The sequence below is a fragment of the Pseudomonas sp. 05L36 genome (genome assembly GCF_056398125.1).
Window position 1 is genome coordinate 83,135 of the sequence record NZ_JBFTOU010000016.1, and the last position, 25,574, is coordinate 108,708.

A 25,574-nucleotide genomic window follows, 5' to 3' on the forward strand; every position below is an offset into this window, starting at 1 on the left:
GTCGTAGTGAGAAATCCTGAGCCCCGGGTGAGCGTGTGACGTGATGGCACGGTGCTGGCGTAGCGGTCACCGAAAACCAACACTGGATTTGCCCACGGGGTTCCACGGATTGCACTGAGTGGCGATAAAAGCCAACAGTATCAAGGAGGGGGATTCATGGAATGGTTATCGGTACGCGAGGTTCATATCAGTGGAGGCATCAGAGTTCTGAGTTATGACAGGTCGTGTAATTTTCTCTATCCGGGCGATATGACCGGCGAGAGGACAGCTATTGAAGTACAAAACTACACCTCGCTATTCTCAGACATTAGAAGGCTCGGATTGGAGATCGTAGGATGCGATTTCTTCACGGGAGCACACTCACACGCACGACCTGAATGGCGCATCAAACCGTCATCAGGTTCAGGCTGGCTCACATGGGATCAAGGTAGAGATTGGTCCTTTATTGCAAATGGTGCGTTTAAAAAGGGCGATAGCAAACTTTATGATATAGCCACTCGTATATCTCATCAGCTCAGGAGTTGTGAGTGGCGAGTCCGACAGCTATCGGAATCCTATATGGATCAGTTGAACGCCAAATTGCAATCGGGAGACTTCAAGGATGGCCAGCGCTTCCTTGACGGATTTACAGAGCTCTGTTACTTGGCCGCCCAAACCTTTCTTATTGACGCTTGCACTCTCCGAGATTACCTGATCGAATTTTACTGGCATGTTAAGCCTACAGGCTCAGCAAACATTACGAGCATTGGATCACTATGTAGTCATTGGAGAAAGGCCCCGCCGACTGACCCGCACGGAGTGGAAATTCAAAGGATATCCTCTCCGGGAAACTGGCTAGATGTCCTTGGTAGTTACCGGAATTTGATAATTCACGCAGCGCCATTAGCAACGGCAGGAGCAACGCTCTTTGCCATTACAGGAATCGTCAAACTGTCTAACTCGGAGTCTTTACCTTTCGTCAAGTTGCCGTTGCCGTCTGACCCGGGAAAATTAAAAGATGACCGTAATTCAGGCAAGCATTTTGACGATCCTTCACTCCGACTGGCGCGCTTCCATAACATCATCGAAAAAGACGATGCGGTTTCAGCCCTAGATTCGTTGACTTATGCTAACTCTTGTCTAGAAAAATTAAGCATTTGGGCCGCATCGCTCGCCGAATTGTCTCCAGTGGAGGCCGAAATGCCAGTCATTGTCCCTATCCCAGGCTCATTTAAAATTACATAGATAAATGATTTGCTGATAGGGCTGATTAATCTGCAAACTCCCTCACAAGGATTTCAACATGAAGGCGTGGGTTAGGGCGGTTGCACTGGCTGGAATGCTGGCTAGTGGGGTTGCTATGGCGGGAGATGGAAATCAACTGTTAATGGCTTGTCAGAAGACGGCTCAATTTCTCGATGGAGAGCGCGAAAGCGGAACCGATGTTGGCTATTGTTTCGGCTTGGTAAATGGTGTCGGGAATATGATGGATGCCATGGGCGATTATCTACCTAAGAATGAGAGAGCCTGTTTCCCGGAAGGTATTAAAAATGAGCAGCTCACAAGGATTGTTGTTCACTATCTACAAGATAACCCAGCATCGTTACATCGAGATGGCGCTTTCCTAACGATGGCAGCATTCCAGAATGCTTACCCCTGCAAGAAATGACCAAGGAGCCTCTATGCCGACTATCTTCGATGAAATCATTCGCTATAAAGCCCGTAAGCTGGCCCAGGTTCACGTTAAGCAGGCTGTGCACCAGTTGACGTACGGCGGGCATTTCAACTTCGAAGACTATCAACGGGAAATCAACAACTATTGGAAACTGAAGAGCGTCAATTCTGTCTTCGAAAATGCGTACGACGGCCCGTGGCATACGCTTGGCGGTGAGGATGCGATCAGGGGATGCAGGAGGTTTGACGTTCCGGCATACCTGAAAGGCTGGAGAAACCAGATTTTGTCTCTAGCCTTTAATGGGTGGGTGAACCCTCGAATCATCCAGCAATACGGTTGGATCGATGAGACGATTGGGCAGCAGTGCATCAACATCAAGCACCAGCTTGACCAGTTGGATTGGGAATCCGCTCCCTATGACAAGAAAAACCGGGTCGGATAGCCACGTCCCTTCTGATGTGATTTCCCAAATCCGCCGCCGGGAGCAAGTGAGCTTCTTCAAAGAGTTCTAGCACTGGGCTGGGGAAAATAATGACTAGCGCCATCCGGCTTCGCCAGTAAGGTGAGCACGGTTTATGAGCGACACCCGTTAAGCAAGAAGCACAGACCTGAATTAGAAAGCTGTGCTTTTCAGAAATAACATTGGACGCCCCTGAGAGCCCCTAGGCTGCTGGAAGCTTCTACAGCCTCAGACAACCTTGTTCCAATGGCGTTTGACTGTAGCGATACCGATCTTGAGGTCTGTTGCTACCTGAGCTTGTGTCATGTCCTTGGCCTTGAGGCGTTGCACATCAGCTGTTGTGTCGAGGGCTTCGGGACGACCAAGCTTCTTGCCCTCTGACTTGGCTCGTGCCAGTCCAGCTTGTGTACGCTCAATCAGCAAATCACGCTCAAACTCCGCAACAGCTCCTAGCACTTGCATGGTCATCTTGCCTGCTGCACTGGTGAGGTCTACGCCGCCAAGAGCTAGGCAGTGAACACGGATGCCGCTTGAGTCCAGATACTCAACTGTAGCGCGTACATCCATGGCGTTACGTCCCAGCCGGTCAAGCTTGGTAACGATCAACACGTCTCCAGATTCCATACGATCAAGCAGCTTCTGAAAGCCGGGGCGCTCCTTGGCTGCAATGCTGCCTGAAATGGTTTCTTCCACTACACGGCTCGCCTGTACATCGAATCCGGCAGATTTCACCTCCTGCAACTGGTTCTCTGTGAACTGGTTGGAAGTCGACACTCGTGCATAAAGGAAGGTGCGTGACATGGCGGGTAGCTCCGAGGCGTATCATTTAACGTGGTATCAGTGTACCAGGGCATCAAGAATTAACAAGGTCTAATTTGATGATGCCTGATGCCGCCTGTGTGGATCGTATCGTTTAACGACCGTTTGATGATGCCTACGATTGGCGTAGACGCATGATGGCGTCTGTGAGGGCTTGGCTGTTCGTGTCCAACACTTGTAATGCAGTCAGAGCATTGTCAGCAGCAACAGTGCCTCCTTGGCTGTACACCCATCCGGCAAGTTCTTCTAACGCAGCAGCGATGCCGTGTTGGCTGTACAGCATCAGGGTTAATGCGTCAGCAGTGGCTACGGCTTGATTCTGAGTGGTCATGGGCATCGTCCTTGAAAGAGTCGGCACTGATCCTAGTCCACGTTGAAGTTGGTGCAAACAGGGTGGGTGCAGTCGTTGTTGATCAGGCCAGGATTTGGCTCAGGTGGGCATGCATTTAGATTCGATTTTGCACAAAAGCGATTATTGAGATGTGTCAGGTGATCAGGCTTAGCACAAGGGCGGTCAACCCCAATGAATGCGGGGATTCACTTCTCAGGTGGCGCGTACTGGCTCAATGGAAGCTGCTAGGGGAAAGGGTTTCCCTAGGTTGTTATCGGGTTATGAGCGTCCGTGTGATGATCTTCCCGCCATCAGTGCAAGCGCCTATCATTGGCTGATAACAGTCAGTGAGACGGCAGGGATGAAGATTTGGAAGTGGTTTGCTGGCCTAAGCTTGGGGGCCAAGATTTGGGCGGGATTTGTTGCTGTCAGCCTGTTAGCAATTGACAGGTATTTCAATGAAATTAGTGTTAAAGAATTAGTTGATGGGTTTGCACTTGAAGCCAAAGCTTGGTTGGTGCAGCCTGTAAGCTTTGCACTTGTATGGTTGATTGTAGGGGTTGCTGCTCTTGTTTTATCGCTGAGCTACATCGCATTGCTGATTTACAGGCAGCGAGTTGATGAGGCGAGCTCAAAAGTTGCGTTATCCAAATCCAAGCCTAAATGGACAGTAACTGACGAGCAGCGACATTTTCTGAAGGTTGTTACTGATGCAACTAATGCAGGTGTGCCGCTCACGCTTAAGAAGATTTTTGATTTTGCTGGAATGGATCAAGTTAATTTCGATCATGCACGTAATGAGCTTGAGATTAATCGCTATATTCAAACTTATGATAATTTTCAGAAGGGAAGAATGCTTCAGCTCACTCCAGCAGGAACAAAGTACGTTGTTGATGAAGGTCTTGCACATAAGGAGATAGTTAAAGGGTTTGGCGGTCCACTTCCAAGATAGCGTACAGCGTGAGCTGTAGGAGGGATCACAATTGAAATTTATTACGGGTACTAATGAATGTCAGTGAATCCCGTACTTAAGAAGGTTGCTCTCAGGCTGTCGCCTGTCCGTGCTAAACCATGAACGAAGTTCAGAAGGTATAAAATCATCAAGCAAGCTTGATGGTAGGTGCTAGGTTGGAAGTGATTCAATTCGTTCATAAGTAATTTTTATTACTATTCTAGCAATGATAGACTTTCAAGAGTAATACCATCAGGCTGCCGCCTTGACTGTGCTAACTCTTCGGCTCCGCCGACTGTGCTACGTCGAGACGTCCCGTCTCCAGTACAAAGCTTTCGTTCGCTTCGCTCTCTCTTATATATCTGTCGTTAATACACGTTACTGCCCCCCCCCCCCCCCGACAGTCTTCCCGTCAGGGGTGAGTAAGCTTGATTCAGGCAGCGAGCAGTTCTCGTTGCCATTTCCGAATAGTGTGTCTTGAGACGCCAGTATTCCGTGCAATCGCTTTTATATCTTCGCCTTGCTCCAGCAGGCGTAATACTTCCTGTCGCTTCGGGTGCTCCTTTCGCCCTTGCTGCTTTTTCTCAGGTGCGTAGCTTGTCCAGAACGAGCTGAAGTCAATCTCAGCACCGAGGTTGGGGAGTGTCTTCGGATGACGCTCCAAATACAGTGCGATCCCCTTCAATGCTACTCTCGCGGCTTCGACGACACGCTGAATCTGTCTCACGCTCATGGGGTTGCGGTCGTGGTTCAGCAACCATTTTGACGCGCTATCTACTGATATTTCCGGCAGTCTGAGTAATCTAGTGACGTCAGCAGGAGATACGCTGTACTTGCCGTTAATCACTCCTGGCCCCGTATTGATGGCCCCTCGGACATAGTCGTCCAGCCAAGGGATGGGTGTCTCTTCAACCATGGCTATCGAAAATAACGCGTGCATCGGATTCTTAATGACCTGCTCTTTTCGACCTTTTCCACTTTTTACGCCGGTGAGCGGTTGAGCATTTGGGGCGGGTAGGGCGGAGACTTTCGCTATACTATTGTTATTCGCTACTGATATAAAAAGCGGGATTGGACTACCATCCTCGTCAGTAATGTAATTAATCTGTGCTTGATTGGCCGCCGATGGATAATGAATCGGTTCGGGATCATAGTCCGAGAAGGTGTAGCAGCCCAGCAGCTCGCCTGTATTCTTGTCGAAGACAAGGTTATCAATGGTTGAGGTGCTGTGCTTGATGAGTGTGGAGCGAATATCGGTTGCCGATACAGTGGTGTGAATCACTTTTTTGGGGGCGATGCTGGTCATTTTCGTTTCTCCTCTTCAGTTCATTTCGATAGGCGTTACCTCGGGTATTGCCGTTTGTTCATTTCAATATTTTGTTGAGGGTGTGCTTTGCCTGATATCGGCAATTACACCCCCGTATTCACTGGCTGAAACCCATGTAAAAACTCCCAGCCCATAGGGTAGGTAGGGGTAGGCTCTTTTACATGGATTTGCGTCAGTAAACAGTGGCGTTAGCTGCGAACCTGTAACAGCTCAAAGAACGCAGGGCTGACGTTCGCTAGCTCTCCAGCGTCTACCAAGGTGCCATTGCGGGACTTCAGCCTGGCTCGCTTATCGTACTTGGCCAAAATGGCATCGGATACTCGTATTGCTCGATACTTTGCAATCACCCTCAGTTTGATGCTTGAGCAAATCACCTTGATGATCAGGTTCGATTGTTTATCTATGACGATGTAGTTAGGCATTTGTATATTTCTCCTATGTTGATTTTGGTTGGCGTTCACCTCTAATATTGGTTGTGCCGTTGGCGTAATTGCCGGGGTATGACGAGTCACATCCAGCGGAGTACTCCGCTAGGGGATGATCAGCGTTCTAAGGTTTTATTACTTCAAGCGTGCCTGTACGACTCGAAAACTAAAGTCGATAGCCTTTCTCTGACAGCTATTCGCTGTCAGTCAAATGCTCCAAGGCGGTCTGGGCCAAATGGTACAAAGCCCGAATAACTGCATCTGAGCGTTCTGGCGTGACTTCTTCAGGATGAGTCTTTAACGCGATCATATGCTGGCGAATGAATGCGAGCTCTTTTTCCATCTCGGAGACGGAGGGGCGCTCATCTAAGTGGTGATAGCTTTGATCAGAGCAGAGCTCCAATGAGCCACTTTCAATGAGGATGTTATCGGCAGTATCGTGCTGGCCATTAGCCCGGAAATAGGCGATCAGATCGACTGGGGGGGTCACTTCAGGTGTAGCGATATTAAATACTTGCATTTTATTTCTCCTTCTTCAGTTCAATAAATGGGCATTGTCCTCTCGGGTTGAGCCTGATTGGTTTGGTAAATCACAGGCGTTAAAAAGCCCCCTTGCAAGGCACCGATTCGGTGGTCGCGGTGGAGGCTTCTAAGTTGTCTGTCTACCTACTGGGTAGGCGATCATCATACACTTTCTAGGTAAAAAGTCAACCTTCCCTATTGACTTTCTCGATTGACCTTTTTCAGGAAAACCAATTTCTTGCGACGAGAAAGCATCCTGCTTAGTCCAGATAGCCATGGAAGCCCGTAAACATTGGGCTGGACGGAAGTTCGTACTAAGAATATGACGAATCAAGAGCAGGTTATGCTCGGGTTTATCGATGGTTTCTAACGAGTTTTCTGGAGCCGCCAACACTAAGTTCGTCAAGGTTGGCAGTCCGTTCGGTTGATCAGTCGATGAGGTGCAGTACGTCCCTGACGTTCAGGTGGGAGTATCGAGCTACGGATCGAGTGTCCCTGTGGCCTGATATGATCATGATCTGTGCGTTGTTAAACCCTTTCTTCGCCACGTTAGTGATTCTGGTATGCCTGAGCTGATGAAGCCTAACGCTGCTATCAAGTCCAGCCTTTACACGTGCAAGGCGTACAGCTTGAGTAACGGCGTGCGGAGTTACCGTGAATACTTGGCCGTTCGGGTGGCGTTCCACGGTTGCCCACAGTTGGGCGAGTTCAAGAATCTCAACGGCTCGGTGGGTGAGGGGAACTGATCGAGTGCCGTTCTTTCCATCGATTACATCGGCAATGCGTTCTTTGAGGTGAAGGCAGTCTTTCGTCAGTTTCAGAATTTCAGATCGCCTCATGGCAGTCTCGTATGCCAGTTCGACAATCAGTTTCATTGTTGGAGATAGCTTCGCTAGTAGTCGCTCAAGCTCGCTAGCACGGATCACCTTGTCTGAAGACCGATCAGGCTTCGGTAGTGCGATATCACTCACAGGGTTGTGTATGTCGATCAGCAATCCGCGTTTTGCGAAACGGTAGAACCGCGACATGAATGCGAGCTGCGTCCTACACGTAGACGGCTTCACCTTCTTCAATCGCATGATCTTGAAGTCGTTGATCATCTGCGGGGTGATTTCGTGAATGGGCTGCGTGAAATGCCTGCCCAGATGCTCAACGATTTTCAGTGCGTGGTCGTAGCTGCCTTTGCCCTTGAGCATCGTTTCGCAGTAGGTCATGCCCAGCGTAAAGATGGTGTGATGCTTGCGATCCATCGTCACAGCTTCGACCTGGCTCGCCCATAACTCTGCTTCAGCTTTGGTGCTGAAAGTTTTCGACTGGGGAGATTTACCCTTGATCCGTACCTGAGCGTTCCAGTTGCCGGACGGAAGTAAGCGGAAATTGGCCATTTTTGACGCCTCATATTGTGAATGGGCGTTCTGTGAAACCCTTGAGCACCAAGGCTTGCAGCTTGCTCAAGCAGACATTGACATGGTGGGGGTCGTTGGTTCGAGTCCAATCGCGCCTACCAAACAAAATCCGCTCTGCTGGGCGGTCTGGAAGGGCTCACCGAAAGGTGGGCCCTTTTTTGTTGTTTGAAATTTTATGAGATTTTTCCTGGTCTGCTAAAAGCAGGAGGCCTAAGCCTCTTGCCTCGCGTTACTGCGCCGTCGTTTGTACGGTGATACTCATGATCCCCCCTATAGCCGGTGTTACCACCCGATATTCAATCGTGATGTTCGTAGTGCCCACTACATAACAGCGCATGCAGCCAGGCTCCAATGTTTTTACCATTAACCCTGTCAGTGACGGCTTAATATCCTGGCGCCTGGACGTATCAATAAAACAGTGAGGAATAACCATGCCTTTAACTCCGGTAGTGTCTGGATTGCCGGCTATGGATGACTGCTCTTTAGAAAGGTTAGTTGACTTGGTACTACCGCTAAAACCCGTTCCGTCGATATTGAAACGGTCCGGGTTTGCTATTGGCGAATTGCCTGTTGTATAGGTGCCCGATGTAAATGTTCTCGCGCTTGCGACCGCGACCGCTTGCACTTGTCGCTCTTGTGGGTGACGGGCATAGCGATTGATTCAGGTAGACGCCGCTTTCCATGATCGTTGGTGCCATTAACGAAGGCGTCGATAGCAACGCCTGGTTTTTTCTCTCGTCTTTAACAATTTTCAGGCGCCAAATATTTGAACTTTGAAGTTGATCGAAAAGCGATTGGCCTTAGCACGATTTATTCATACGCGTAATTACAATCTCAGCCATAAGTAAGAAAACGTCCAACTAGAGCAAGCGGCGAGGAGTACTGCAATCCGACAAAAGCCAAAATAATGACAACAAAAAACAGTCGCATTCTCCCAATTAAGTCGGTGATATATCATGATCAAGATCATGGCCTACTTTTTAATTGGAACTGTAACTGCAGGATGCAACGGCATCGTAAAACCCGACTTTTCGGGTCCTGCCAATGATTCATACTTTTTAGTCCACTCGGGGTTTCCCGCACCGTATCTATACGTGGCCTCGGCCGTGCAATGGAACGATGACTATGCGGTAACCACCCGCCACACTCCGTTCATCCCCAACGTGAAGTACAGCTGCAGTACAGGCTGCGATCTCGTCTTCATCCAGCACAAGGCCAGCGGCCGCTACCCATCATGGCGCGCACCGCGTGTGGGCGAGAGCATCACTGCCGTTGGGGCGAGTCCTTACCTCATGACCACTACCGGGAAAGGCAAGGTGTATCAAACGCCTTTCGTCAATGCCGACGAACACAGCGGTGATCTCTATGCCATTCATGATGCCCCGCTGATCAAGGGCATGTCGGGTGGGCCGGTCCTCACCAGTGACGGCTGTATTGTTGGCATCAATATCGGTTTCTACTCAACCACTCTGAACGATGTGAGCACTCACTCCGGCGTAAAGGAGGCTGAGAGGATCAGCATCTTTATTCCTTACTCGATCATTCAGCGCGAGTGGGGGATATTGCAGGCAAAACTCAACGATCCACACGGCACGAGGTATGTCGTGAAGTAGCTTTTGGCTATCGATCAATTGGTCATCGAGACTAACAGGCAAAATCCGCTCTACCGGGCGGTCTGGAAGGGCTCACCGAAAGTAGGGCCCTTTTTTGTTGGTGAGTGACTCCCGTGTGGCTCCGAGACGCGTGTGAACCGGATAAACGCGGCGTACTTGAGTCCATCGCCAGCAAGCTGGCTCCTACAGTTTCCCGGGATTGCGTGAAGAACCTCAAAAAAGGTCAGAGCGCGAAACCCGTCGCATGGGCAAGATGTCCCTCCTGCACTCCCGCGATCAGGTGCAGTGGGATGTTCTGCTGTACTTCAATGGACGGTACCTCGATGCTTCCTACAATCTGGAGCTGCCGCTCGCTCGGTTCGGTCGATTCTGCTGCCTTTTCCCTAGCCATTCTTGCGTGGTTCATTGCGATTTCGTTGAGCGTTGACACGTTACATCTCCTGGTGACTGGCCAAGCGTATCGCTGGAGTCCTTAAGCATTGGTTGAATGGCTACTGCGTCAGAATCATGTCGTTCCGGCCGCTGCTACGCGCGATCTTAGCAATCCTCAAGCCGCGGATGTGGGTGAGTTCTTCGTTGTGTTTTCGTAGGCGACGAATGGCGGGCCACTGTGGATGATAGTCCGGATTCTTTGCCATTCAGGCGTAAACTGGTGGGGCTGCCTCATCGAAAGGAGCCGCCTATGAACGTCGATCAAATCAGCAAGCAGGCATCTGTGGACAAGGCTGTTTGGGATCAATACTTCTGCACTGCATTGATTGCGGAAAGCAATCTGACTGCCCCGATTGTGGGCGGTGCTACGCACGAAGACAGGCAGAACCTGTTGATCGAGAGGGCTAAAGCCCTCGCCGACAAAATGATGGAAAATCGAAAATAAACAGAGCCCAGCCATCGCGCTGGGCTCTTTGCATGCGGGGTTGTGCTCCGATGCAGGCGATGGGCGTGTTGCGGTTCAAACGATCAACTCTACCTTGCCGCTTGCCAGGCGATAAATGCCTCCCACTATCTTCAACTTGCCCTTGCTCTGCGCATCTGTCAGCAATGGCGAGGCCTGTTTCAGGCTGTTGACAGAGTTTTTGACGTTTTGCGCGGTGGCGTTTTCCATCAAGCTCCCGGGTTGCTTCAGCACTGTCTCGATTGCCGACTTGAGTGCGTCAGTCAGTTTCGGGATGTGGCCGGGGAAAATCGTCTGATCCTTGACGGCCTTGATGCCTGCCTCGATGGCGCCACAGCTCTCATGACCGAGTACGAGAATCAGCGGTGCGCCCAGTACGGCAACCCCGTATTCAAGACTGGCCAGGCCTTCCGGGGTCACGAAGTTGCCCGCGACGCGGATGGAGAAAAGATCGCCTCGCGCGGTATCAAACGCATATTCCGGGGCGATCCGCGAGTCGGAGCAGCTCAGTACTGCCACGAACGGATTTTGACCGGACACCAGGGCCTCTCGCTCAGCCTTGAAATCGTGTGTAGTGGAAGTACCGCTTATATATCGTTCATTGCCCTCCATCAGTCTTTTCAGCGCCATATCGGGACTGATTACGTTTTGAGGTTTGGGTGGGGCTGACGCTTTTTCGGCTGCCTGGATGAGCTTGCCGGGCAGTGTGCCGGTCAGCAGCAGGGCGCCTGCGCCCAATCCGGCAAGTTGAAGAAAACGACGACGGCCTGTTGTGTTTGAAGCAGAGCTTGAATCACATGATTCACACATGATTTTGTTTACTCAGTTCAATGCGGTGAGAGTGAGTTGTCGTTGGGGCCGGTACTGTCACGGACACTCAATACCAGCGCAATGGAGTCTAGTCGGTCTGTCATTTGTGTTCCGGACAATGTCCGCAGATGCCGTGCAAGCAGCCATTTCATGGGCTACTACTGACAGGCTCATACAACTTCGACCTGGCAGGAGTTTCTCGATGCTGACTCACTGGTTTCTAGCGGCGGTTCATCTTTTGGCATTTGCCTTGGGATTTTGGGCTGTGTTGGTTCGAGGCACAGCTTTTCGGCGTTTGGCCGATGGGGCCGCGCAAGTGCGTAGTGTTCTGATGGCGGACAATATCTGGGGTATTTCAGCTGTCGTTTTGCTGGTCAGCGGGGGGATGCGAGCCTTTGGCGGGTACGAGAAAGGCACGGACTATTACCTGCATCAGCCGCTGTTTCATCTGAAGATGACGCTGTTCGTCCTGATCTTGCTGCTGGAGATTGCGCCAATGGTGACGCTGATCAAATGGCGGATAGCGCTTGCCCGTAAAGTGGCGATCGATACAGGCCGCGCGAAGCTATTTGCGCGGATCAGTCATGTCGAGGCGCTGCTGGTGCTGCTGATGGTGGTGGCGGCGACTGGTATGGCGCGTGGCGTGATGTTTGGTTGATCACGCAGCTAACGCGTACTTCCGTGGGGTGAACCAGAAATGTCTGACAGCCAGAGCGTTGAGCTTGTCGCTAGTATCGGACCTTGGAGGCTTGTGTGGAAAGCAGGCGGAAGCGATGCAATGCCGAATCTTTAGCCAGCCGTGATTCCGGACTGAACGGGCTGGCTACTGACTGCAACAGGATTCAGGGTTGCGGCTTTTCCGGGGCGGTCAGGCCAGCCTGAATGCGCTGATAAATTTCTTCACGATGCACTGCAACGTCCTTCGGGGCGTTGATGCCGATCCTGACTTGCTGGCCGCTTACGCCCAGGATGGTGATCGTAATGTCATCACCAATGTTTATGCTTTCACCGACTTTGCGGGTGAGTATCAGCATGGTCTTCTCCTTGATTGCTTTGTGGGGCACCTGATTCGGACAGTGCAGAGGTCGGTGGTACGTATAGATTAGTGCGAAGTCTCGCGGTTTGGGTGCCTCTTTCTGACGTGCAGATGCGGCATTAATTCCCAAGGCGTAACTATACAGAGGCCGCAACCATCATTCTCGTTGTTTTGAGCCCATTTTACGGCACTCGCGAAGTATTCATGGATGTTAAAATCCCTGCTTTATGGATTTAGAGGGAAACGCCGTGCGCAAAATGGTTTTGGTAATCGCGATATTGGCGCTGGCGGGATGTGGCGAGGGCAGTAGTGTGGATGCGCCGAAGCCTGAACCGGCCATGGCTGCCGTACCCGCGGCGGTGTCCGGCCCGCAATGGGATCTTGAAGTGCGAGGTGAAACCCCTCAGGCGGTCAGCGATTTGAGTGGCTGGCTGATCGAGCACAGCTTCATGTCCAGCGTCGTCAAGGAAAATGGCAATACACGAATCCTGATGGGGCCGTTCAATTCGAAAGCCGAGGCCGAAGCCAAACAGGATGAAGTCCGTGCCGCGCTCACTCGCGCGAAGAAACAGAACATCGAATTGCTGGTGCTTGAGCGTCCGGCCGCTCAATAACATTCAGTAGCGCAGACGTTGAAGAAAAAAATGGCCTCGGGTGGTTAGTCCCGAGGCCTTTTTTGTTTCAGGTGTCGCCTGGATTCAACCGCAGGCCTTCATGTCTACCGGGCCGACGAACTCGTTGCCGCGCCCCATGACACACGCCACGCTCTGGTTGCGTTGCCGTTCCCAGGCCTGAACCGGATAGGTTTTGTCCCACGCTTCGTACAGTTGCCGATCCCGTTTCGACAGACGTAAACCATACTGCTTGCTCATGTAGAAGTACGTTCGGGCGATCATGCCGCGGATGGACGGGCGGGGCATGACTTTCCTGGCCTTGAAGTCGACCTGGGTCAGGCAGGAACCATATTGCCCCGACTGCTCGGGCAGCCAGCCGAAGCTGAAGTTGCTGCGATCGCCATTGACCTCGCCAATGCTGGGCACCAGGTTGTGCAGATCGGACTCGGCCTTTTGGTAAACCGGGTCGTAGCGGGTGCAGTTCTTGCGGCCACCTTCTTGCCAGCACTGGCGTTGATGGCCGATCTGCCAGGCAGGAACGATATGCTCCCATTCGATGCGGGATGCGCGTTTGGCATTTTTACGTGGCACGTAACCGCAGGCGGCAAGGTTCACCCGGTTGCCGGTGTACTTGCAGCCACAGTAAAACTCGGTGGATTGGGGCGCGTAGAGCTTCCACGCCACCTTTTTCGCTTCGGTGAAGGTGCGCGGGGCGTCGGCTTGCGCGCACATGACAAAAAACAGGAACAACCAAGCAAACCAGCGGGCACTCATCGACTCAGTCTTCCTTCGGCACAACCCAGAAAATCTGCACGCCGCCATCGTCGCGATAGGCGAGGGTGACGTTGTCGTTTTCGTCGATTTCTTCCAGCAAGCGTTCCCATTCATCCACCGGCTCGTCAGGAAGGCGGAAGATCAGTGCTGCCCTGGCCTTTTGTGCGGTGGGAGAGTTGATGATTTTCTGAACGCGCAGGCCCATGCGTACATAGGTGTCAGGAGAGGAGGAGGTGGTGTCCACGGAATTATCCTTATTAAGCTGTACGTGCATACAGTATTTAACTGTAGGCCATTTCGCAACTGCTTAAAAATCAAGAAAATCGTCTGACAGCGATTTGTTCCGTTTGGCATAAGGCGAAGGGAGTTTTTTTGTCAGATCCAGCGGCAGCCACTCGCCAAGGCTGGCGAATGGCGCATGGGGTGCCCGACCGGATCGGTCGGGCGAGGGCAAATCAGTATTCCCAGAACATCCGCTGCAGCTCTTTGCTGTCGTTGGTCTTGGTCAGCGCGACCATCGCCAGGATACGGGCCTTTTGCGGGTTCAGGTCGTGGGCCACGACCCAGTCGTATTTATCGTCAGGCTGTTCGGCGTTGCGCAATACAAAGCCACCGGCGTTGACATGGGAGGAGCGAATGATCTGCACGCCGTCCTTGCGCAAGGCTTGCAGGGATGGAACTACCCGCGACGATACCGAGCCATTGCCAGTGCCGGCGTGGATGATGGCTTTGGCGCCGGATTGAGCCAGGGCCTTGTAAGCGGTATCGCTGACGTTGCCGTAGGAATAGGCGATCTCGACGTCAGGCAGGCTCTTGATGGTCTTGATGTCGAACTCGGAATCCATGGTGTGGCGCTTGGCTGGCAAGCGGAACCAGTAGGATTTGCCTTCTACTACCATGCCCAGCGGACCCCAGGCGCTTTTAAACGCTTCGGTCTTGATGTTGATCATCTTGCTGACGTCGCGACCCGACTGGATTTCATCGTTCATGGTCACCAGCACGCCTTTGCCCCGCGCGTCTTTGCTGCCGGCCACGGCCACCGCGTTGTACAGGTTCAACATGCCATCGGCGGACATCGCGGTGCCCGGGCGCATCGAGCCCACGACAATGATCGGCTTCTCGGTTTTTTCCACCAGGTTCAGGAAGTACGCGGTTTCTTCCAGGGTGTCGGTGCCGTGGGTGATCACGATGCCATCGACGTCTTTGCTGTCGGCCAGTTCAGCCACGCGGCGACCCAGTTGCAGCAGGTTTTCGTTGGTAATGCTTTCGGAGGCGATCTGCATGACCTGTTCGCCGCGAACGTTAGCCAGTTGGCTCAGCTCAGGAACGCCAGCGATCAACTGTTCGATGCCGACTTTCGCCGCTTGATAGGTTGCGCTGTTGGCGGAGCTGGCCCCTGCGCCGGCAATGGTGCCGCCGGTGGCCAGGATCACCACGTTGGCCAGTTTCTGTTGGGTTTCGGCTTCTTTGGCCTGAAGGGCGGTGGGCAGAAGCAGGAGGAGGGCCAAGGCGCCCGGAACAAAGGTCTTGAGTGCAGATGTCATTATTTTTCTCTTCTAGTTGTGAGGCGGTGCAGATGCAAGTTCATCTAGATACGCCCCCAGGCGAATCTGAACGCTGGGGTGCGAGGGGAAGAGCAGGATCTGTACCAGCAACACTCTGAATCGAAAAAAACGCTTAACTTAATGATTTGTAACGGTATTGCTGTTTGTGTCCGGAGGCGGTTTTGGGTCTTGGCGTCCGGATTACCGAACATGTTTAACTTTCGCGTTCGGCTCTCCGAAACGGATTGCAGTTCTGTTTAAGATTTCAACGCCTCTAATCGTCGTTAACGACTAAAGAAACGCGTGCGTCGGTCGATGCTCCTTCAAGGGGTCTTTTTCTGCAGGAGTTCACATGTCGTTATCTATTGGCTTCCCAAATGCCGCGGGCATCACCATCGGGGGAAAGTCTGCGACGACCATTCGTGCTTTGGGCGATGCGACAGAGGATGCGGCTGCTCAAGCGCTGGGTGCAAAGGAAGGCGACAGTACCCAGGTTAAAACGGGCCCGGTAGGTCTGGAAGAAAGTGCCGGCGCACAGGCCGAATCGCAAAGCGGCGATAACACCAGCGTTACGGTGAAGGTCCTGCTCAAGCGCTTGAAGGAGCTTCAGCAGCAATTGCGCGAGCAACAGCAGCAACTGGCGCAAGCCCAGGCGGCGGCCTATCCGACTCCGCAAGCCAAGACCACCGCGGTAGCGGCCATTCAGGGGGAGGTTGCCGACACCAACGGCGCCATCCTGCAAGTGAGTGCGAGCCTGATCAAAGAGCTGGCCAAGGGTTCTGGCACGGGATCGGTAGTCAACACCACGGCGTGAACGGGATGCCGTTTTTCCCTGAACATCTCTGAAAGCACTTTTCAGGTCGTTGACAAATACCGGCAGGGTTCGCATAGTTTGCTTCACGCAAACGTTTGCGCGGCTCCAGTGATGGCTTTTCATCGCAGTGGGCCGTGAAGCTTACGCCAGCGCAAGCGTTGCTCACAATAATCATAAGATCGGAGTGAACCCATGAAGCTGCCATTCGCTGGACGTCTTCTCGCTGTCGCTATATTGGCTGCCGCATCCGCTGCACTGCCTGTCTCTTCGGCTTTTGCTGAAACCACTGAAAAACCGAAAGTCGCACTGGTCATGAAATCCCTGGCCAATGAGTTCTTCCTGACCATGGAAGACGGCGCCAAGGCCTACCAGAAAGATCACTCCGGCGAATTCGAGCTCATCTCCAACGGCATCAAGGATGAAACCGACACCGCAGGCCAGACGCGCATCGTCGAGCAGATGATCCTGGCCAAGGTCAATGCACTGGTGATTGCGCCGGCAGACTCCAAAGCCATGGTCCCGGTGATCAAGAAAGCCATCGATGCCGGTATCACCGTGATCAACATCGACAACCAGCTGGACCCCGCCGTGGTCAAAAGTAAAAACATCAATGTGCCGTTCGTAGGCCCGGACAACCGCAAGGGTGCGCGGTTGGTGGGCGATTACCTGGCCAAACAGCTGAAGGCCGGTGACGAAGTCGGCATCATCGAAGGTGTGTCCACGACCACCAATGCCCAGCAGCGGACCGCGGGCTTCAAGGATGCGATGGAGGCGGCACAGATCAAGGTCGTGTCCCTGCAATCCGGTGACTGGGAAATCGACAAAGGCAACAAGGTGGCCGCCTCGATTCTCAGTGAATACCCGCAAACCAAGGCCCTGTTGGCCGGCAACGACAGCATGGCGGTCGGTGCGGTGTCTGCCGTGCGCGCCGCGGGCAAGGCCGGCAAGGTGCAAGTGGTCGGCTACGACAACATCAATGCCATCCAGCCAATGCTCAAGGACGGTCGCGTGCTGGCCACCGCGGACCAGTTCGCGGCCAAACAGGCGGTGTTCGGTATCGAGACTGCACTGAAAATTCTCAAGGGTGAAAAGGTCGACGGCGGCGTCAATGGCGTGATTGAAACGCCGGTAGAGCTGGTCACCAAGTAGCCTTCTGGCGACATAACGGCGCTCGTCCAGCCGGACGAGCGCATGGAGAGTTTTTATGTCAGTTTGCGCTCCGAACGCTGTCCTCTCGGTCAGCGGTATCGGCAAGACCTACGCCCAACCGGTCCTGGCCGGCATCGACCTGACGCTCATGCGCGGTGAGGTGCTGGCGTTAACCGGCGAGAACGGCGCAGGCAAAAGCACGCTTTCGAAGATTATTGGCGGGCTGGTCACGCCGACCACCGGCCAGATGCAGTTTCAGGGGCAGGACTATCGTCCGGATAGCCGGGCTCAGGCTGAAGCGCTGGGTATCCGCATGGTTATGCAGGAGCTCAATCTGCTGCCGACCCTGTCGGTGGCGGAAAACCTGTTTCTCGACAATCTGCCCAGCAAAGGTGGCTGGATCAGCCGCAAGCAATTGCGCAAGGCTGCGATCGAGGCCATGGCTCAGGTCGGGCTCGACGCCATTGACCCGGACACCCTGGTCGGCGAACTGGGCATTGGGCACCAGCAAATGGTGGAGATCGCCCGCAACCTGATTGGCGATTGCCATGTGCTGATTCTCGACGAGCCGACGGCGATGCTCACTGCGCGCGAAGTCGAAATGCTGTTCGAACAGATCACCCGCCTGCAGGCTCGCGGCGTATCGATCATCTACATCTCTCACCGCCTCGAAGAGCTGGCGCGGGTGGCGCAACGCATTGCAGTGCTGCGCGATGGCAACCTGGTCTGTGTCGAGCCGATGGCCAACTACAACAGTGAGCAACTGGTTACCTTGATGGTCGGTCGCGAACTCGGCGAACACATCGATATGGGGGCGCGCAAGATTGGCGCTGCGGTGTTGACGGTCAAGGGCCTGAGCCGTGCCGACAAGGTTCGCGACGTGTCGTTCGAAGTTCGTGCCGGTGAGATTTTCGGGATATCCGGTTTGATCGGCGCGGGGCGCACCGAGTTGCTGCGCCTGATCTTCGGTGCCGATATCGCCGACAGCGGCACGATTGCCCTGGGCTCGCCGGCGCAGGTTGTCGGCATCCGTTCGCCGGTGGATGCGGTGGGGCACGGTATCGCGTTGATCACCGAAGATCGCAAGGGCGAAGGCCTTTTGCTGACCCAATCGATCGGCGCCAACATCGCCTTGGGCAACATGCCCGGCATCTCCAGTGCTGGCTTGGTCGACAACGATGAGGAGAACGCCCTGGCCCAGCGTCAGATCGACGCCATGCGCATTCGCAGTTCCGGTCCGGCACAGTTGGTGTCCGAGTTGTCCGGCGGTAATCAGCAGAAAGTCGTCATCGGCCGTTGGCTGGAGCGCGATTGCTCGGTGCTGCTGTTCGACGAGCCGACCCGCGGCATCGACGTCGGCGCCAAGTTCGATATCTACAACCTGCTCGGCGAATTGACCCGCCAGGGCAAGGCGCTGGTGGTGGTCTCCAGCGACTTGCGCGAGCTGATGCTGATCTGCGACCGGATCGGTGTGCTGTCGGCGGGGAGGCTGATCGATACATTCGATCGCGACAGCTGGACCCAGGATGAGTTGCTCGCCGCTGCTTTTGCCGGCTACCAAAAACGTGATGCGCAGCTCTTTGAAGCCGCGCCTAGGGATCTTCCATGAAAACCGCTTCTTTCGCCGGCAAACGCAATGGCAACTTCTACGGCCTGGGCACCTATCTGGGCCTGGCAGGTGCCTTGTTGGCGATGATCGTGCTGTTCTCGGTGCTGAGCAGTCACTTCCTGTCCTACGATACTTTCAGCACCCTGGCCAACCAGATTCCGGACCTGATGGTGCTGGCGGTCGGCATGACCTTTGTGTTGATCATCGGTGGCATCGACCTGTCGGTAGGTTCGGTGCTGGCATTGGCGGCTTCGACCGTGAGCGTGGCGATTTTAGGCTGGGGCTGGGGCGTTCTGCCGGCGGCGCTGCTGGGCATGGCCGTTGCGGCGTTCGCCGGTACCGTCACCGGCTCGATCACGGTGGCGTGGCGGATTCCGTCGTTCATCGTGTCCCTGGGCGTGCTGGAAATGGCTCGCGGGGTGGCGTACCAGATGACCGGTTCGCGTACGGCCTACATCGGCGATGCGTTCGCCTGGTTGTCCAACCCGATCGCCTTCGGCATTTCACCGTCGTTCATCATCGCGTTGCTGATCATTTTCATCGCCCAGGCCGTGTTGACCCGCACGGTGTTCGGTCGTTACCTGATCGGTATCGGCACCAACGAAGAGGCCGTGCGGCTGGCGGGGATCAATCCCAAGCCCTACAAAATCCTGGTCTTCAGCTTGATGGGGTTGCTGGCCGGTATTGCCGCGTTGTTCCAGATTTCTCGCCTGGAAGCCGCGGACCCGAATGCCGGCTCCGGCCTTGAGTTGCAGGTGATTGCAGCCGTCGTGATCGGCGGGACCAGTCTGATGGGCGGGCGCGGTTCGGTGATCAGCACGTTTTTTGGCGTCCTGATCATTTCCGTGCTGGCCGCGGGGCTGGCGCAGATCGGCGCAACCGAGCCGACCAAACGCATCATTACCGGCGCGGTGATCGTGGTGGCGGTGGTGCTGGACACCTATCGCAGTCAACGCGCAAGCCGGCGGACCTGAGTCATGGCGACTATCAAAGATGTGGCAGCCCTTGCCGGCATTTCCTACACCACGGTTTCCCATGTGGTGAACAAGACCCGCCCGGTCAGTGAAGAGGTCCGGATCAAGGTCGAGGCGGCAATCCAGACCCTCGACTACGTCCCCAGCGCCGTGGCCCGTTCGCTCAAGGCCAAGACCACAGCGACCATCGGCCTGTTGGTGCCCAACAGCCTCAACCCGTATTTCGCCGAGCTGGCCCGGGGTATCGAGGATTACTGCGAGCGAAACGGTTACTGCGTCATCCTGTGCAACTCCGACGACAATCCAGACAAGCAGCGCAGCTATCTGCGTGTACTGCTGGAAAAGCGTATCGACGGCCTGATTGTCGCCTCGGCCGGCGGCGACAGTGGCCTGGTGCAAGGTCTAAAAGGCGTCCGCACGCCCATGGTGATCGTCGACCGCGGACTGGACGGTATCGATGCGGACCTGGTGCGCATCGACCATGAATACGGCGCGTATCTGGCGACCCGGCACCTGCTGGAACTGGGGCATCGGGATATCGCCACGATCAGCGGGCCGGAGAACACCAGCGTGGCGCAGATGCGTCTGGCGGGTTATCGCCGGGCCTTGAAGGAGGCGGGCGTCGAAGTCTCTCCCGAGCGCATGCTGGAAAGCGATTTCACCAGCACTGGCGGTTACAGCGCTGCCGCGATTTTGCTGGAAAACAAGCCGCCTACCGCCATTTTTGCGGCCAACGACATGATTGGCATCGGCGTGCTACGGGCCGCCGCCGAGCGCAATATTCGCGTACCGATTGAGTTGTCGGTGATCGGCTTCGACGATATCCAGATGAGTCGGTATGTCTATCCGTCGTTGACCACGGTGGGGCAATCGATCCTGCAACTCGGTGAAATGGCCGCCGAAGTGCTTTTACGGCGAATCGCCACGCCGGGCCTGGCGACCGATCAGCGGATCGTGACGCCGAGTATCGTCATACGTGAATCGACGGCGCCGCTGGCCGGCGTGTTTGCCCACTTCCGTTGAAACAGAAAGCCGTTGAAAACAGAAAGCCGTTGAAAATAGAACGTCGCTGAACCAACAGCGCCGCCGAAACAGAATCGTGAGTAGCAATGTATGCCAGCAAAAGTAGTGGTAATAGGCAGTTTGAACATGGACCTGGTGACCCGGGCGCCGCGCTTGCCCAAGGGCGGTGAAACGCTGATTGGTCAGTCGTTTACCACCGTCTCCGGCGGCAAGGGCGCCAATCAGGCCGTGGCTGCGGCGCGGCTGGGAGCCCGGGTGTCGATGATCGGGTGCGTGGGCAGTGACGCCTATGGTGAGGCGCTGCGCGGGGCGCTGTTGGCCGAGCAGATCGATTGCCAGGCGGTGAGCACCATTGACGGTTCCAGCGGCGTGGCGTTGATTGTGGTCGACGACAGCAGTCAGAACACCATCGTGATCGTCCCCGGTGCCAACGGTGCATTGACCGCAGAAGCCATTGACCGTTTTGATTCGGTGATACACGCGGCGGATGTGCTCATTTGTCAGCTGGAAGTGCCCGATGCTTCTGTTGGCCATGCGCTCAAGCGCGGTCGCGAGTTGGGCAAGACCGTCATCCTCAATCCGGCACCGGCCAGTCGTCCGTTGCCATCGGACTGGTACGCGTCCATCGATTACCTGATTCCCAACGAAAGCGAAGCGTCGGCCCTGAGCGGTCTGTCGGTGGACTCCCTGGACACCGCACAAGCCGCGGCGACCCGCCTGATAGCCCTGGGCGCCGGCAAGGTGATCATCACCCTCGGTGCGCAAGGTTCGCTGTTTGCCGATGGCCAACGCTTCGAACATTTCCCCGCACCCGTGGTAAAGGCTGTCGATACCACGGCGGCCGGCGATACGTTTGTCGGCGGTTTCGCTGCGGCGCTGGCCGCGGGTCAAGATGAGGTGTCGGCGATCCGCTTCGGGCAGGTGGCTGCGGCGTTGTCGGTCACCCGTGCCGGCGCGCAACCTTCGATTCCCACCTTGAGCGATGTACAGGCGTTTAAAATTCCATGAAAAAGACACCCCTGCTCAACATTGCGCTGTCGCGACTGATCGCGTCTTTGGGACATGGCGACTTGGTCGTCATCGGAGATTCGGGGCTGCCGGTTCCACCGGGCGTTGAACTGATCGACCTGGCCTTGACCCCCGGCATACCGGATTTTGTCAGCACCTTGAAGGTCGTGCTCAGTGAGATGCAGGTCGAAAGCCATGTGCTGGCACAGGAAATCTTCGATAAAAAGCCGTCGGCCCTGGTCGCGCTGGAAGAACTGAACGGCGAAGGCGCGTTGGGTCGGCGTGAAGTGCTCACCCATGAACAATTCAAGGTCCTGAGCCGACAAGCGAAGGCGATTGTTCGTACAGGCGAATGCCAACCGTACTGCAACATTGTGCTGGTCGCCGGCGTTACGTTTTGACTGGCTGTCCGCGTTTTGATGTCCCAGGCACAAGGAGTGCGCCCCGTATCGCTATGCTCAGAAACTGCACCCACTGCTCCGGAGTCTGCTGCTTTTGTCCCTGATGACCGCAACCAACGCCCAGGCGGCACCAAAGATCGACCTGATCATCGACACCGATCCAGGGGCTGACGATGTCGTTGCCCTGTTGTTCGCCCTGGCATCGCCGGACGAGCTGAATGTCCGCGCATTGACCACCGTTGCCGGCAACGTTCGCCTGGACAAGACCTCGCGCAATGCGCGATTGGCCCGGGAGTGGGCGGGGCGCGAAGAGGTTCCGGTCTATGCGGGGGCGCCCAAGCCCCTGATGCGCACACCCATCTACGCCGAGGACATTCATGGCAAGGAAGGGTTGTCGGGCATTGCCGTGCATGAGCCCAGACAAGGTCTGGCCGAGGGCAGCGCCATCACCTACCTGATCGATACCCTGAAATCGGCCAGGCCCAACAGCATTACCATCGCCATGCTAGGCCCGCAGACCAACCTGGCCCTGGCGCTGATCCAGGAGCCGGGTATCGTTCAGGGCATCAAGGAAGTGGTGGTCATGGGCGGTGCGCACTTCAACGGCGGCAACATCACGCCAGTGGCCGAGTTCAACCTGTTCGCCGACCCGCAAGCGGCCGAAGTGGTGCTCAACAGCGGCGTGAAGCTGACCTACCTGTCGCTGGATGTGACCCACAAGATCCTTACCAGCGAAGCGCGCCTGAACCAGATTGCCGCGCTGAACAACAACGCCAGCCGTCTGGTGGGCGACATTCTCAATGAATACATCAAGGGCGACATGGAGCACTACGGCATTCCGGGCGGCCCGGTGCATGACGCCACGGTCGTCGCTTACCTGCTCAAGCCGCAGTTGTTCAGCGGTCGCTCGGTCAACGTGGTGGTCGACAGCCGCGAAGGACCGACCTTTGGACAAACCATCGTCGACTGGTATGACAGCTTGAAAGCGCCAAAGAATGCCTTCTGGGTTGAAGGCGGCGATGCCCAGGGCTTCTTCGATCTGCTGACCGAGCGCCTGGCCCGCCTGAAATGAGCCTAATGTCCCACGGGTGCCTGCCAGCGGGTTTCACTCCCGCCCGCTAACGGCTTCGGCCTTTTGGCCGGACAGATGTTTCTCGAAAATCTGCTCGATGAACGATTGGGCGGCTTCGGTTCCAAGGTCCCTGACCAGCAGGTCGATACCGATAATGGCGAGCTCTTCCGTGCTGCCTGGACTGTAGGAGCTGTGGCCGTCTTGCCACTTGGCCTTGATGTCAGCGTCGATGCTTACGGTGGTCATGATGGCGCTCGTGAGGTCGGGGAAGTCTGAGTGCCGAGTTAACCATTTTACGGGGCTTTTGACACGTCGACTTAGGCATGAAAGGAGGGCTGTGCGACACTTGGTCTCTGACGAATATTCAAGGAATGCGCTGTGCAGATCGATTTGAACTCCCCGGATGGCCTGACCCTTGAGGCGGTGCGTCAGTTGCTGGCCGGCGCCAGTGACGATGAGCACACCCAGTTGCGGGTCACCAAAGGAGGCATTGCCTATATCTCCTCGGGTGTCGTGGGCGGTACCGATATCGACGGGTTGTTGTTTCGACTCGAAACCTGGGCCAAGGGGTCCGGTTATGTCGGGCGGGTCGCGGCCAGCGATGAAGTCTGGGTCATGCAAATCTTCAATGCGTTGAATGAGAACTGGCCCAACCCTCCTTACGACTACATCGACGTCTATTGAGCGTCGTTCATATTCAGTCACGATTCAATGATCAAGGGCAGCGCCGCGCTCAGGCAGAATCGCGGCTCGTCCGGATCATGGGCAGGGTGCTAGCACTGCCTGTGAAACCAAACGCCAGTCTGGTTGTCGCACGATCTCAGCTTAATCATTGAATAAGGAGGCTTCATGCCTTGGAAGCTCGCGTCATTGGGTACTTTGTTGGCCGTTGCCATGCTGGCCGGTTGCAGCACTACCTCTACGGAGCCGGCAACAACGGATGTTGCGACGACTGACACGGGTCACAGTCGCTGTGAGGCAAAGGCTGCCGAGTTCACCATCGGCAAACAGGCATCGCCGCAGCTGCTCGAGCAGGCGCGTACCCGCGCAGGAGCGCAAAACGCGCGGTTCCTGCTGCCAACCGATATGGTGACGCTGGAGTACCGTTCAGACCGTCTTAACCTGAACACCGATGCCAATAAAGTGGTCACTCGCGTCAACTGCGGCTGATCGCCCGGCTTTTGTTTCGCCCATAAAAAACCCCGTCACATGGACGGGGTTTTTTTAGTGCGCCTGGAAATTACTCTGGGCGAACTTGAGCAGCTTGCATACCCTTTTGGCCTTTCTCAGCCACGAAGGAAACAGTCTGGCCTTCTTTCAGGCTTTTGAAACCGTCGCTTTCGATAGCTTTGAAGTGTACGAACAGGTCGTCACCGCCACCTTGAGGAGTGATGAAGCCGAAGCCTTTTTCATCGTTGAACCATTTAACGGTGCCGGTTTGGCGATTAGACATGGTGTATCTCCAAGAAACATATATTTTCAGTAGTACTGTGCTGCTCAGGCCAACTGGGCACACCCGGATATCATAGTCGAAATGTTCGCTTTGGGAGCCCCCCGGGCGAGTTGTTTGCTTTGCAGACGAGCATTCTTTAGTGCTTCATGTGGCTGGAAGCCCCGTTTTAAAAGGCTTTCAGCCGAAAGTAAAGACGATAAAAAAAGCTGTAAAACCTTCATAAAATGTCAGGCAAAGCGACATTCGGCCTGTTTTTTCGGTCATTGCAGGTGAAAAAATCAATGCGAGAAGCTTATTTCTTCGCCCCGGCATCGACCCTGCAAGTGGCGATTTTCTGCATCGCCTGATTTCCCAGTTCTTGACTTGCCGTGCCGTCCATCAATGCCTGAAGGTCTTTGGCAGGATAGGATTTGAGCTGGTCGGCGCCGCAACCACAGACGGCTTTTGCCTTCGCATCACCGATCTTTTGTGCCGCTGCAGGGACGCATTGCGCCATGTATTTCTCGCGCTCACCCTTTGGCCAGTCGGCGTGGGCGGCCAATGGCAGCAGCAGAACGATGGGTGCGACTACGGCGAACAAACGGTTCAGACGCATGCTGGGATGCTCCTTGTGGGTCAATGACGTGTTATCTGAGGGGCGAAGCGGTGTTCAAGTTCATCACTCTGGCATAAAAATGACCGATTTGCCCCCGCACAAAGTCTGCGTGCATCGACGACCGTTCATCTGTGCTAGCATGCCTCGCTCGGGCGTTTGCAAGCTCCGGATGACCTTCAGTCCCGGCGGCGGCAGATGCGCGATTAACCCTGATTTGAATCCCAGTCACTCTGGTTCGGTTTTCCGGTTGGCCGCAAGGCTCCTGCCGCTGTAAGGCAGGCGTTCGTCATTGAA

Annotated in this window: 33 protein-coding genes; 18 read left to right on the top strand and 15 right to left on the bottom strand. The window is 54.9% G+C overall.

The window, feature by feature from the left end:
• Positions 1-156 precede the first annotated feature (156 nt).
• The 3 genes from AC1DKH_RS17990 to AC1DKH_RS18000 are packed head-to-tail and all read left to right on the top strand — an operon-like array spanning position 157 to position 2,096.
• Positions 157-1,224: a hypothetical protein gene (locus tag AC1DKH_RS17990; RefSeq protein WP_477798806.1), complete on the top strand. Its 1,068-nt coding sequence runs from the start codon at positions 157-159 to the stop codon at positions 1,222-1,224.
• 58 nt (positions 1,225-1,282) lie between these two features.
• Positions 1,283-1,648 carry a Rap1a/Tai family immunity protein gene (locus tag AC1DKH_RS17995; RefSeq protein ID WP_477798807.1) on the top strand — a complete coding sequence of 122 codons (366 nt, stop codon included), beginning with the start codon at positions 1,283-1,285 and terminating at the stop codon, positions 1,646-1,648.
• Between the two features lie 13 nt (positions 1,649-1,661).
• Positions 1,662-2,096 carry a hypothetical protein gene (locus AC1DKH_RS18000; RefSeq protein WP_477798808.1) on the top strand — a complete coding sequence of 145 codons (435 nt, stop codon included), beginning with the start codon at positions 1,662-1,664 and terminating at the stop codon, positions 2,094-2,096.
• A 246-nt stretch (positions 2,097-2,342) separates the two neighbouring features.
• Here AC1DKH_RS18000 and AC1DKH_RS18005 read toward each other — a convergent pair whose 3' ends face one another.
• Positions 2,343-2,915: a recombinase family protein gene (locus tag AC1DKH_RS18005; RefSeq protein WP_477798809.1), complete on the bottom strand. Its 573-nt coding sequence runs from the start codon at positions 2,913-2,915 to the stop codon at positions 2,343-2,345.
• Positions 2,916-3,048: 133 nt separating this feature from the next.
• Complete coding sequence (locus tag AC1DKH_RS18010; protein ID WP_477798810.1) at positions 3,049-3,264, bottom strand: hypothetical protein; 216 nt, start codon at positions 3,262-3,264, stop codon at positions 3,049-3,051.
• A 361-nt stretch (positions 3,265-3,625) separates the two neighbouring features.
• Here AC1DKH_RS18010 and AC1DKH_RS18015 point away from each other — a divergent pair, with 361 nt between their 5' ends.
• A complete protein-coding gene (locus AC1DKH_RS18015) occupies positions 3,626-4,216 on the top strand; it encodes a hypothetical protein (protein WP_477798811.1) in 591 nt (196 codons plus the stop codon).
• A gap of 433 nt (positions 4,217-4,649) precedes the next feature.
• On the opposite strand, the gene AC1DKH_RS18020 is transcribed toward AC1DKH_RS18015, so the two are convergent.
• The 4 genes from AC1DKH_RS18020 to AC1DKH_RS18035 form a co-directional block, all read right to left on the bottom strand.
• The gene (locus AC1DKH_RS18020) at positions 4,650-5,522 is read right to left on the bottom strand and encodes a helix-turn-helix domain-containing protein (RefSeq protein WP_477798812.1); all 873 of its coding nucleotides are present in this window, start codon (positions 5,520-5,522) and stop codon (positions 4,650-4,652) included.
• Between the two features lie 209 nt (positions 5,523-5,731).
• Positions 5,732-5,965, bottom strand: coding sequence for a hypothetical protein (locus AC1DKH_RS18025; protein WP_477798813.1), 234 nt, complete (start codon positions 5,963-5,965; stop codon positions 5,732-5,734).
• A gap of 196 nt (positions 5,966-6,161) precedes the next feature.
• A complete protein-coding gene (locus tag AC1DKH_RS18030) occupies positions 6,162-6,488 on the bottom strand; it encodes a hypothetical protein (protein WP_477798814.1) in 327 nt (108 codons plus the stop codon).
• A 430-nt stretch (positions 6,489-6,918) separates the two neighbouring features.
• Positions 6,919-7,875, bottom strand: coding sequence for a tyrosine-type recombinase/integrase (locus tag AC1DKH_RS18035; protein WP_477798815.1), 957 nt, complete (start codon positions 7,873-7,875; stop codon positions 6,919-6,921).
• Positions 7,876-8,852: 977 nt separating this feature from the next.
• Between AC1DKH_RS18035 and AC1DKH_RS18040 the strand changes: the two genes are divergently transcribed.
• A complete protein-coding gene (locus AC1DKH_RS18040) occupies positions 8,853-9,509 on the top strand; it encodes a trypsin-like peptidase domain-containing protein (protein WP_477798816.1) in 657 nt (218 codons plus the stop codon).
• A 223-nt stretch (positions 9,510-9,732) separates the two neighbouring features.
• Here AC1DKH_RS18040 and AC1DKH_RS18045 read toward each other — a convergent pair whose 3' ends face one another.
• Positions 9,733-9,939, bottom strand: a complete 207-nt coding sequence (locus tag AC1DKH_RS18045) for a hypothetical protein (RefSeq protein WP_108217769.1) — start codon at positions 9,937-9,939, stop codon at positions 9,733-9,735.
• Between the two features lie 252 nt (positions 9,940-10,191).
• Here AC1DKH_RS18045 and AC1DKH_RS18050 point away from each other — a divergent pair, with 252 nt between their 5' ends.
• A complete protein-coding gene (locus AC1DKH_RS18050; RefSeq protein ID WP_477756024.1) occupies positions 10,192-10,386 on the top strand; it encodes a hypothetical protein in 195 nt (64 codons plus the stop codon).
• Between the two features lie 75 nt (positions 10,387-10,461).
• Here the strand turns inward: AC1DKH_RS18050 and AC1DKH_RS18055 are convergent, their stop codons facing one another.
• The gene (locus AC1DKH_RS18055) at positions 10,462-11,214 is read right to left on the bottom strand and encodes a carbonic anhydrase (RefSeq protein WP_477798817.1); all 753 of its coding nucleotides are present in this window, start codon (positions 11,212-11,214) and stop codon (positions 10,462-10,464) included.
• Positions 11,215-11,416: 202 nt separating this feature from the next.
• Between AC1DKH_RS18055 and AC1DKH_RS18060 the strand changes: the two genes are divergently transcribed.
• The gene (locus tag AC1DKH_RS18060) at positions 11,417-11,872 is read left to right on the top strand and encodes a DUF2214 family protein (RefSeq protein ID WP_477756026.1); all 456 of its coding nucleotides are present in this window, start codon (positions 11,417-11,419) and stop codon (positions 11,870-11,872) included.
• Positions 11,873-12,056: 184 nt separating this feature from the next.
• Here AC1DKH_RS18060 and csrA read toward each other — a convergent pair whose 3' ends face one another.
• Entirely contained in the window at positions 12,057-12,248 is a 192-nt protein-coding gene (csrA, locus tag AC1DKH_RS18065) for a carbon storage regulator CsrA (protein ID WP_053161267.1), read from the bottom strand.
• A gap of 250 nt (positions 12,249-12,498) precedes the next feature.
• On the opposite strand from csrA, the gene AC1DKH_RS18070 reads away from it, so the two are divergent.
• On the top strand, positions 12,499-12,864 hold the full coding sequence (locus AC1DKH_RS18070) for an SPOR domain-containing protein (protein ID WP_477756027.1): 366 nt from the start codon (positions 12,499-12,501) through the stop codon (positions 12,862-12,864).
• Positions 12,865-12,948: 84 nt separating this feature from the next.
• On the opposite strand, the gene AC1DKH_RS18075 is transcribed toward AC1DKH_RS18070, so the two are convergent.
• From AC1DKH_RS18075 to AC1DKH_RS18085, 3 genes are all read right to left on the bottom strand, one after another.
• A complete protein-coding gene (locus tag AC1DKH_RS18075) occupies positions 12,949-13,638 on the bottom strand; it encodes an endonuclease (RefSeq protein WP_477798818.1) in 690 nt (229 codons plus the stop codon).
• 4 nt (positions 13,639-13,642) lie between these two features.
• The gene (locus AC1DKH_RS18080) at positions 13,643-13,912 is read right to left on the bottom strand and encodes a DUF1654 domain-containing protein (RefSeq protein ID WP_223535198.1); all 270 of its coding nucleotides are present in this window, start codon (positions 13,910-13,912) and stop codon (positions 13,643-13,645) included.
• Between the two features lie 181 nt (positions 13,913-14,093).
• Entirely contained in the window at positions 14,094-15,182 is a 1,089-nt protein-coding gene (locus AC1DKH_RS18085; protein ID WP_477763548.1) for an asparaginase, read from the bottom strand.
• A gap of 352 nt (positions 15,183-15,534) precedes the next feature.
• On the opposite strand from AC1DKH_RS18085, the gene AC1DKH_RS18090 reads away from it, so the two are divergent.
• The 8 genes from AC1DKH_RS18090 (at position 15,535) to AC1DKH_RS18125 (ending at position 23,232) form a co-directional block, all read left to right on the top strand.
• On the top strand, positions 15,535-15,996 hold the full coding sequence (locus AC1DKH_RS18090; RefSeq protein WP_477798819.1) for a hypothetical protein: 462 nt from the start codon (positions 15,535-15,537) through the stop codon (positions 15,994-15,996).
• 192 nt (positions 15,997-16,188) lie between these two features.
• Positions 16,189-17,145 (top strand): substrate-binding domain-containing protein, encoded by a 957-nt coding sequence (locus AC1DKH_RS18095; RefSeq protein ID WP_477754776.1) that lies wholly within the window; start codon positions 16,189-16,191, stop codon positions 17,143-17,145.
• A 55-nt stretch (positions 17,146-17,200) separates the two neighbouring features.
• Entirely contained in the window at positions 17,201-18,754 is a 1,554-nt protein-coding gene (locus AC1DKH_RS18100; RefSeq protein WP_477798820.1) for a sugar ABC transporter ATP-binding protein, read from the top strand.
• Complete coding sequence (locus AC1DKH_RS18105; RefSeq protein ID WP_477798821.1) at positions 18,751-19,728, top strand: ABC transporter permease; 978 nt, start codon at positions 18,751-18,753, stop codon at positions 19,726-19,728. The genes AC1DKH_RS18100 and AC1DKH_RS18105 overlap by 4 nt, the downstream gene beginning before the upstream one ends.
• 3 nt (positions 19,729-19,731) lie before the next feature.
• The gene (locus AC1DKH_RS18110; protein ID WP_477798822.1) at positions 19,732-20,751 is read left to right on the top strand and encodes a LacI family DNA-binding transcriptional regulator; all 1,020 of its coding nucleotides are present in this window, start codon (positions 19,732-19,734) and stop codon (positions 20,749-20,751) included.
• A gap of 90 nt (positions 20,752-20,841) precedes the next feature.
• Positions 20,842-21,759: a ribokinase gene (gene rbsK, locus AC1DKH_RS18115; RefSeq protein ID WP_477798823.1), complete on the top strand. Its 918-nt coding sequence runs from the start codon at positions 20,842-20,844 to the stop codon at positions 21,757-21,759.
• A complete protein-coding gene (gene rbsD, locus AC1DKH_RS18120; RefSeq protein ID WP_477754771.1) occupies positions 21,756-22,160 on the top strand; it encodes a D-ribose pyranase in 405 nt (134 codons plus the stop codon). Before rbsK ends, rbsD begins: the two co-directional genes overlap by 4 nt.
• A gap of 103 nt (positions 22,161-22,263) precedes the next feature.
• On the top strand, positions 22,264-23,232 hold the full coding sequence (locus AC1DKH_RS18125) for a nucleoside hydrolase (protein ID WP_477798861.1): 969 nt from the start codon (positions 22,264-22,266) through the stop codon (positions 23,230-23,232).
• Between the two features lie 33 nt (positions 23,233-23,265).
• Here AC1DKH_RS18125 and AC1DKH_RS18130 read toward each other — a convergent pair whose 3' ends face one another.
• Positions 23,266-23,478 (bottom strand): hypothetical protein, encoded by a 213-nt coding sequence (locus AC1DKH_RS18130; RefSeq protein WP_477754770.1) that lies wholly within the window; start codon positions 23,476-23,478, stop codon positions 23,266-23,268.
• 132 nt (positions 23,479-23,610) lie between these two features.
• Between AC1DKH_RS18130 and AC1DKH_RS18135 the strand changes: the two genes are divergently transcribed.
• On the top strand, positions 23,611-23,916 hold the full coding sequence (locus tag AC1DKH_RS18135) for a hypothetical protein (RefSeq protein WP_477798824.1): 306 nt from the start codon (positions 23,611-23,613) through the stop codon (positions 23,914-23,916).
• A 165-nt stretch (positions 23,917-24,081) separates the two neighbouring features.
• The gene (locus tag AC1DKH_RS18140) at positions 24,082-24,402 is read left to right on the top strand and encodes an I78 family peptidase inhibitor (protein WP_477787315.1); all 321 of its coding nucleotides are present in this window, start codon (positions 24,082-24,084) and stop codon (positions 24,400-24,402) included.
• Positions 24,403-24,472: 70 nt separating this feature from the next.
• Here AC1DKH_RS18140 and AC1DKH_RS18145 read toward each other — a convergent pair whose 3' ends face one another.
• Both AC1DKH_RS18145 and AC1DKH_RS18150 read right to left on the bottom strand, forming a co-directional pair.
• Positions 24,473-24,685: a cold-shock protein gene (locus AC1DKH_RS18145; protein WP_003179963.1), complete on the bottom strand. Its 213-nt coding sequence runs from the start codon at positions 24,683-24,685 to the stop codon at positions 24,473-24,475.
• 292 nt (positions 24,686-24,977) lie between these two features.
• On the bottom strand, positions 24,978-25,280 hold the full coding sequence (locus AC1DKH_RS18150) for a hypothetical protein (RefSeq protein ID WP_477754767.1): 303 nt from the start codon (positions 25,278-25,280) through the stop codon (positions 24,978-24,980).
• Positions 25,281-25,574 lie beyond the last annotated feature (294 nt).

Excerpts from the sequence above, each read along its gene's own strand:
- AC1DKH_RS17990 (WP_477798806.1), top strand. The coding sequence starts at position 157 with ATGGAATGGTTATCGGTACGCGAGGTTCATATCAGTGGAGGCATCAGA.
- AC1DKH_RS17995 (WP_477798807.1), top strand. The coding sequence starts at position 1,283 with ATGAAGGCGTGGGTTAGGGCGGTTGCACTGGCTGGAATGCTGGCTAGT.
- AC1DKH_RS18000 (WP_477798808.1), top strand. The coding sequence starts at position 1,662 with ATGCCGACTATCTTCGATGAAATCATTCGCTATAAAGCCCGTAAGCTG.
- AC1DKH_RS18005 (WP_477798809.1), bottom strand. The coding sequence starts at position 2,915 with ATGTCACGCACCTTCCTTTATGCACGAGTGTCGACTTCCAACCAGTTC.
- AC1DKH_RS18010 (WP_477798810.1), bottom strand. The coding sequence starts at position 3,264 with ATGACCACTCAGAATCAAGCCGTAGCCACTGCTGACGCATTAACCCTG.
- AC1DKH_RS18015 (WP_477798811.1), top strand. The coding sequence starts at position 3,626 with ATGAAGATTTGGAAGTGGTTTGCTGGCCTAAGCTTGGGGGCCAAGATT.
- AC1DKH_RS18020 (WP_477798812.1), bottom strand. The coding sequence starts at position 5,522 with ATGACCAGCATCGCCCCCAAAAAAGTGATTCACACCACTGTATCGGCA.
- AC1DKH_RS18025 (WP_477798813.1), bottom strand. The coding sequence starts at position 5,965 with ATGCCTAACTACATCGTCATAGATAAACAATCGAACCTGATCATCAAG.
- AC1DKH_RS18030 (WP_477798814.1), bottom strand. The coding sequence starts at position 6,488 with ATGCAAGTATTTAATATCGCTACACCTGAAGTGACCCCCCCAGTCGAT.
- AC1DKH_RS18035 (WP_477798815.1), bottom strand. The coding sequence starts at position 7,875 with ATGGCCAATTTCCGCTTACTTCCGTCCGGCAACTGGAACGCTCAGGTA.
- AC1DKH_RS18040 (WP_477798816.1), top strand. The coding sequence starts at position 8,853 with ATGATCAAGATCATGGCCTACTTTTTAATTGGAACTGTAACTGCAGGA.
- AC1DKH_RS18050 (WP_477756024.1), top strand. The coding sequence starts at position 10,192 with ATGAACGTCGATCAAATCAGCAAGCAGGCATCTGTGGACAAGGCTGTT.
- AC1DKH_RS18055 (WP_477798817.1), bottom strand. The coding sequence starts at position 11,214 with ATGTGTGAATCATGTGATTCAAGCTCTGCTTCAAACACAACAGGCCGT.
- AC1DKH_RS18060 (WP_477756026.1), top strand. The coding sequence starts at position 11,417 with ATGCTGACTCACTGGTTTCTAGCGGCGGTTCATCTTTTGGCATTTGCC.
- csrA (WP_053161267.1), bottom strand. The coding sequence starts at position 12,248 with ATGCTGATACTCACCCGCAAAGTCGGTGAAAGCATAAACATTGGTGAT.
- AC1DKH_RS18075 (WP_477798818.1), bottom strand. The coding sequence starts at position 13,638 with ATGAGTGCCCGCTGGTTTGCTTGGTTGTTCCTGTTTTTTGTCATGTGC.
- AC1DKH_RS18080 (WP_223535198.1), bottom strand. The coding sequence starts at position 13,912 with ATGCACGTACAGCTTAATAAGGATAATTCCGTGGACACCACCTCCTCC.
- AC1DKH_RS18085 (WP_477763548.1), bottom strand. The coding sequence starts at position 15,182 with ATGACATCTGCACTCAAGACCTTTGTTCCGGGCGCCTTGGCCCTCCTC.
- AC1DKH_RS18090 (WP_477798819.1), top strand. The coding sequence starts at position 15,535 with ATGTCGTTATCTATTGGCTTCCCAAATGCCGCGGGCATCACCATCGGG.
- AC1DKH_RS18095 (WP_477754776.1), top strand. The coding sequence starts at position 16,189 with ATGAAGCTGCCATTCGCTGGACGTCTTCTCGCTGTCGCTATATTGGCT.
- AC1DKH_RS18100 (WP_477798820.1), top strand. The coding sequence starts at position 17,201 with ATGTCAGTTTGCGCTCCGAACGCTGTCCTCTCGGTCAGCGGTATCGGC.
- AC1DKH_RS18105 (WP_477798821.1), top strand. The coding sequence starts at position 18,751 with ATGAAAACCGCTTCTTTCGCCGGCAAACGCAATGGCAACTTCTACGGC.
- AC1DKH_RS18110 (WP_477798822.1), top strand. The coding sequence starts at position 19,732 with ATGGCGACTATCAAAGATGTGGCAGCCCTTGCCGGCATTTCCTACACC.
- rbsK (WP_477798823.1), top strand. The coding sequence starts at position 20,842 with ATGCCAGCAAAAGTAGTGGTAATAGGCAGTTTGAACATGGACCTGGTG.
- rbsD (WP_477754771.1), top strand. The coding sequence starts at position 21,756 with ATGAAAAAGACACCCCTGCTCAACATTGCGCTGTCGCGACTGATCGCG.
- AC1DKH_RS18125 (WP_477798861.1), top strand. The coding sequence starts at position 22,264 with ATGACCGCAACCAACGCCCAGGCGGCACCAAAGATCGACCTGATCATC.
- AC1DKH_RS18130 (WP_477754770.1), bottom strand. The coding sequence starts at position 23,478 with ATGACCACCGTAAGCATCGACGCTGACATCAAGGCCAAGTGGCAAGAC.
- AC1DKH_RS18140 (WP_477787315.1), top strand. The coding sequence starts at position 24,082 with ATGCCTTGGAAGCTCGCGTCATTGGGTACTTTGTTGGCCGTTGCCATG.
- AC1DKH_RS18145 (WP_003179963.1), bottom strand. The coding sequence starts at position 24,685 with ATGTCTAATCGCCAAACCGGCACCGTTAAATGGTTCAACGATGAAAAA.
- AC1DKH_RS18150 (WP_477754767.1), bottom strand. The coding sequence starts at position 25,280 with ATGCGTCTGAACCGTTTGTTCGCCGTAGTCGCACCCATCGTTCTGCTG.